The organism is Streptomyces kebangsaanensis (assembly GCF_001906585.1).
Lineage (GTDB): Bacteria > Actinomycetota > Actinomycetes > Streptomycetales > Streptomycetaceae > Streptomyces > Streptomyces kebangsaanensis.
Map to the genome: position 1 here is coordinate 3961 of NZ_JUJA01000140.1, position 5968 is coordinate 9928.

General features: G+C 72.5%; 3 protein-coding genes and 2 pseudogenes. 3 read left to right on the plus strand and 2 right to left on the minus strand.

Going from position 1 to position 5968, the window contains the following annotated elements; translation table 11 throughout:
- A pseudogene (locus tag RH94_RS41480) lies at nt 1–588 on the minus strand (hypothetical protein); the annotation flags it as partial.
- Nucleotides 589–636: 48 nt separating this feature from the next.
- On the opposite strand from RH94_RS41480, the gene RH94_RS41485 reads away from it, so the two are divergent.
- Nucleotides 637–1425: a tetratricopeptide repeat protein gene (locus RH94_RS41485; protein WP_199881013.1), complete on the plus strand. Its 789-nt coding sequence runs from the start codon at nt 637–639 to the stop codon at nt 1423–1425.
- A gap of 13 nt (nt 1426–1438) precedes the next feature.
- On the opposite strand, the gene RH94_RS20240 is transcribed toward RH94_RS41485, so the two are convergent.
- Entirely contained in the window at nt 1439–2731 is a 1293-nt protein-coding gene (locus tag RH94_RS20240) for a DUF1015 domain-containing protein (RefSeq protein ID WP_073948930.1), read from the minus strand.
- A gap of 73 nt (nt 2732–2804) precedes the next feature.
- On the opposite strand from RH94_RS20240, the gene RH94_RS20245 reads away from it, so the two are divergent.
- Complete coding sequence (locus RH94_RS20245) at nt 2805–3833, plus strand: HAD hydrolase-like protein (RefSeq protein WP_073948931.1); 1029 nt, start codon at nt 2805–2807, stop codon at nt 3831–3833.
- Nucleotides 3834–4086: 253 nt separating this feature from the next.
- Nucleotides 4087–5968, plus strand: a pseudogene (locus RH94_RS20250) (excinuclease ABC subunit UvrA); the annotation flags it as partial.

Sequence of the window (5968 nt, forward strand, 5' to 3'; positions counted from 1 at the left end):
GCCTTCCGTCGTGACGACGACCGCGGCTTCCGCCGCGAGGGCGACCGTCCCGCCTACCGGCGTGACGACCGCCGGGATGACCGTCCTGCCTCCCGCCGGGATGACCGGCGGGATGACCGTCCCGCCTTCCGTCGTGACGACGACCGCGGTCATGGCCGTCGTGACGACCGTGGTGGTTTCCGTCGCGACGACAGGTTCGAGCGCGGTGACCGCGGGGAGCGCGGCGGTTTCCGCCGGGATGACCGGCGGGATGACCGTCCCGCCTTCCGTCGTGACGACGACCGCGGCTTCCGCCGCGAGGGCGACCGTCCCGCCTTCCGTCGTGACGACGACCGCGGCTTCCGCCGCGAGGGCGACCGTCCCGCCTTCCGGCGTGACGACCGCCGGGACGAGCGGCGGGATGACCGTCCTGCCTTCCGTCGTGACGAGCGGCGGGATGACCGTCCTGCCTTCCGTCGTGACGACCGGCGTGATGACCGTCCTGCCTTCCGTCGTGACGACCGGGGTGGACACGGCCCCCGCCGTGACGACCGCGGTGGGCGTCCCGGTGGTTTCCGTGGCCGCGACGACCGGCGCGGCGGTGGCCACTTCCGCGACGAGCGGGACCGGGACCGCGACCGGGAGCCGATCAAGCGGCTGCCGATCCCGGAGGACGTCACCGGCGAGGAGATCGACAAGGACGTACGGCAGGAGCTGCAGAGCCTGCCGAAGACGCTCGCCGAGGACGTGGCCAAGAACCTCGTGATGGTCGCCCGGCTGATCGACGAGGACCCCGAGGCCGCCTACGGCTACTCCAGGGTGGCCCTGCGCCTGGCGTCCCGGGTCGCCGCCGTACGGGAGGCGGCCGGGTTCGCCGGGTACGCCAACCAGAAGTACGGCGAGGCGCTCGCCGAGTTCCGGGCCGCCCGCCGGATGACCGGCAACATGGACCTGTGGCCCGTCATGGCCGACTGCGAGCGCGGGCTCGGACGGCCGGAGAAGGCGCTGGACATGGCCGGAGCGCCCGAGGTGCAGAAGCTGGACAAGGCCGGCCAGGTGGAGATGCGGCTCGTCGCGGCCGGTGCCCGGCGTGACATGGGGCAGCTGGACGCCGCCATCGTGACACTGCAGAGCCCCGAGCTGGCCGCCAACTCCGTCCAGCCGTGGACCGCGCGGCTGCGGTACGCCTACGCCGACGCGCTGCTCGCCGCCGGCCGGGAGACCGAGGCGCGGGAGTGGTTCGCCAAGGCCGTCGAGGCCGACCGGGACGGCAGCACCGACGCCTCCGACCGGCTGGCCGAGCTGGACGGCGTGGAGTTCACCGACGCGCTCGACGAGACCGCCGAGACCGCCGATGCGGACGAGAACCGCGGGGGCGAGGAAGACCGGGAGGACCAGGAGGACAGGGAGGACAGGGTGGAGGACAAGGTGGAGGACAAGGGCTGACGCCCGCCCCCTGTCAGAGGCCCAGTGCCCTCAGCACCAGCCCCGAGGCCGGCTTCGGCCCGAACGACGTCGACTTTCGGGGCATGGTGACACCCTGGCGGGCCAGGTCGCGGACGACCTCCTCGCGGACCGGGTGCATCAGGACGGCCGTACCGCCGTCCCGTTCGGCCTTCTCCACGGTGGCGACCGCGTCGTGGATGTAGGCGATGTGGGCCGGGGAGTCCTCGGGGATGCCCCAGACGTGGTCGAGGAGCGTGGCGTGCAGGACCGTCGCGTCGAGGGTGCGCCAGGCGGCCGGGTGCTCGGCGGGGACCGTGCGGGCCAGCAGTTCCGGGTCCGGACGGTCCACGAGGTGGAAGGCACCGTCCCCGGCGAGCAGAAAGGCGTTGCCCGCGCAGGCCGCGTCCGCGAGGGCCGGCAACGCCTCCGCCAGGGGTGTCTCCAGGCGCCGTACGCGGAACGAACCCTCCAGCGCGGACAGCGCGTCGGCGACCGGCAGACCGTGCAGCAGGCGGTGGATGGCGCGGACCCGGAGCGGGTAGCGGACCGTGTCGACGAGGAGCACCAGACCGTAGTCCCAGGCACTGGGGGAGGGGTGCTCCGCGCGCAGACGCCGGTAGGTCGCCCAGCGGTGGTGGCCGTCGGCGATCAGGGCCTGGTGCTGGGCCAGGTCCTCCTGGACGCCGGACAGGACGGCGGGGTCGGTGATCGCCCACAGGCGGTGGTGGTAGCCGTCCTCGGTGGTGGTCGACAGCAACGGGGGCTGTTCGGCGGCGCGTTCGATGGCGACGGTGGCGGCGGCCGTCGAGCCGTTGCCCCGGTAGGTGAGCAGCAGCGGTTCGAGGTTGGCGCAGGTCGCGCGCATCAGGGCGGCGCGGTCGGCGACGACGTGCGGCATCACGTCCTCGTGGGGCAGTACCACGCCCTCGGCCGGGTCCGACACGCGCAGCGCGCCGATCAGCCCGCGTTGCAGCATCCCGCCGCCGTCGCTCTGTTCGTAGACGTACAGGCCCGGCTCGGGGTCGGTGGTCAGGATGCCCTCGGACAGCCAGCGGCGCAGTGTGTCGGCGGCCTGTTCGTTGCGGGCGCTGGGCGTGCCGGCCTGGGGAAGGATGAGGCGGACGATGTTGTGGGGGTCGGCGGACTCGAGGTGGTGCAGGCCGTCGGGGCGTACGACGACGTCGTACGGCGGGGACGTCACGGCGGCCAGGCTGCCGACCCGGTCGGGGTCGTAGCGGAGGCCTCGGAACGGGGTGAGTTCGAGGCCCCGGCGTGGTGTTGCCGGTGAGTGACCTGCAGTGTTCATCCCGGCATCGTACGTGTGTCAGTGGCATGGGGGATGATCGGGGGAAAGCCGGTTTCAGAGGAGCGGATGCGGAATGAGCCAGGGCGTCAGGACGAGGCCCGAGGGCAGTGCACAGGCCCTGAGCGAGGCGTACGACACGGCTCTGCTCGACCTGGACGGAGTGGTGTACGCGGGTGGGGACGCGATCGCGCACGCGGTCGACTCGCTCGCCACCGCCCGAGCGGGCGGCATGCATCTGGCGTACGTCACCAACAACGCCCTGCGCACCCCGGACGCGGTGGCCGCGCACCTCACCGAGCTGGGCATACGGGCTCAGGCGTCCGATGTGGTCACCTCCGCGCAGGCGGTGGCCCGGCTGATCGCCGATCAGGTGCCACGGGGGGCGCGTGTGTTGGTGATCGGCGGTGAGGGGCTGCGGGTGGCGCTGCGCGAGCGCGGGCTCGAGCCGGTCGAGTCGGCCGACGACGGCCCGGCGGCGGTGGCGCAGGGCTACGGCGGCCCCGGGATGCCGTGGGGGCGCCTGGCGGAGGCGTGTTACGCCGTCGCGCGCGGGGTGCCCTGGTTCGCCTCCAACACCGATCTGACGATTCCGGGTGCGCGCGGGATCGCGCCGGGCAACGGAGCGGCGGTGGAGGTGGTGCGGATCGCCACGGGCGCCCGGCCGCAGGTGGCGGGCAAGCCGCTGCCGCCCATGCACCGTGAGACGGTCCTGCGTACCGGCGCGGAGCGGCCGCTGGTGGTCGGGGACCGGCTGGACACGGACATCGAGGGCGCGTTCAACGGCGGGGTCGACTCGCTGCTGGTCCTGACCGGTGTGACGGACGGGGCGCGGCTGCTCGCCGCGCCGCCCCAGCACCGGCCGACGTACGTCGACGCCGATCTGCGCGGCCTGCTCACCGGGCAGCCCGGGATCACCCGGGAAGGTGATGGCTTCCGGTGCGGCGGGTGGACGGCGACGCCGGGCGCGGACCGGCTGGAGCTGACCGGTGACGGCGAGGCCCTGGACGGGCTGCGCGCGCTGTGCGCGGCGGCGTGGACGGCGGGCGGGGAGAACGCCTGCGGACTGGACGGGGGGAAGGCGCTGGCGCGACTGGGGCTGTGACCCCGTCGACGAGCGGATTCGCCGGAGGCGGATCCGGCAGGGGCGGATTCGTCAGAAATGGAGAAGCGCCGGTGAGCCGGCCGCCGTTAGCGTGACCGCCATGGACACCAGGGGAGACACGATGAGCACGGCCACGACGACGGACACGCGGTCGCCGGCGCCGCATGTCGCCGACAGCCACGACCTGATCCGCGTGCACGGCGCGCGTGAGAACAACCTCAAGGACGTCGGCGTCGAGATCCCGAAGCGCCGGCTGACGGTGTTCACCGGTGTCTCCGGCTCGGGCAAGAGCTCGCTGGTGTTCGACACGATCGCCGCGGAGTCGCAGCGGCTGATCAACGAGACGTACAGCGCCTTCGTACAGGGCTTCATGCCGACGCTGGCGCGGCCCGACGTCGACGTGCTCGAAGGGCTGACGACCGCGATCATCGTCGACCAGCAGCGGATGGGCGCCGACCCCCGCTCCACGGTCGGCACCGCCACCGACGCCAACGCGATGCTGCGCATCCTCTTCAGCCGGCTCGGGCAGCCGCACATCGGCTCGCCCAAGGCGTTCTCCTTCAACGTCCCCTCGGTCAGCGGGGCGGGTGCGGTCACGTTCGAGCGCGAGGGGAAGACCGTGAAGGAGCGGCGCGAGTTCAGCATCACGGGCGGCATGTGTCCGCGCTGCGAGGGCCGGGGCACGGTCTCCGACATCGACCTGACCCAGCTCTACGACGACTCCAGGTCGCTCGCCGAGGGCGCGCTCACCATCCCCGGCTACAAGGCGGGCGGCTGGAACTACCGGCTCTACAGCGAGTCGGGCTTCTACGACCCGGAGAAGCCGATCCGCGACTACACCGGGACCGAGCTGCACGACTTCCTGCACCGCGAGCCGACCAGGATGAAGATCGCGGGCATCAACATGACCTACGAGGGGCTGATCCCGCGGATCCAGAAGTCGTTCCTCGCCAAGGACCGGGAGGCGATGCAGCCGCACATCCGGGCGTTCGTGGACCGGGCGGTCACCTTCACCGCCTGCCCCGGGTGCGACGGCACCCGGCTCAGCGAGGCCGCCCGGTCGTCGAAGATCGAGGGGATCAGCATCGCCGACGCCTGCGCGATGCAGATCAGCGACCTGGCCGCATGGGTCCGCGGCCTCGACGAGCCCTCGGCGGCGCCGCTGCTCGCCACGCTGCTGCAGACCCTCGACTCGTTCGTGGAGATCGGCCTCGGCTACCTCTCGCTCGAGCGGCCGTCGGGCACGCTGTCGGGCGGCGAGGCGCAGCGCGTCAGGATGATCCGCCACCTCGGCTCCTCGCTCACCGACACCACCTACGTCTTCGACGAGCCCACCACGGGTCTGCACCCCCATGACATCCAGCGGATGAACGACCTGCTGCTGCGGCTGCGGGACAAGGGCAACACGGTGCTCGTGGTGGAGCACAAGCCGGAGACGATCGCGATCGCCGACCACGTCGTCGACCTCGGTCCCGGCGCCGGTACGGCGGGCGGCACCGTCTGCTTCGAGGGCACCGTCGAGGGGCTGCGGGCCAGCGGTACCGTCACGGGCCGCCATTTCGACGACCGCGCCCGCCTCAAGGAGGCGGTGCGCAAGCCGACCGGCGCACTGCGGATCCGTGGCGCCGACGCCCACAACCTCCAGAACGTCGATGTCGACATCCCGCTGGGCGTCCTGTGCGTCGTCACCGGTGTCGCCGGGTCCGGCAAGAGCTCGCTCGTGCACGGGTCGATCCCGGCCGGCGCGGGTGTGGTGTCGGTCGACCAGGGCGCGATCCGCGGCTCCCGGCGCAGCAACCCGGCGACGTACACCGGACTGCTCGACCCGATCCGCAAGGCGTTCGCCAAGGCCAACGGGGTGAAACCGGCGTTGTTCAGCGCCAACTCCGAGGGCGCCTGCCCCACCTGCAACGGCGCCGGTGTCATCTACACCGACCTGGCGATGATGGCCGGCGTCGCCACCACCTGCGAGGAGTGCGAGGGGAAGCGGTTCGAGGCCTCGGTGCTGGACCACCGCCTCGGCGGCCGCGACATCAGCGAGGTGCTGGCGATGTCGGTGACCGAGGCGGAGGAGTTCTTCGGCTCCGGCGAGGCGCGCACCCCGGCGGCCCACAGGATCCTCCAGCGGCTGGCGG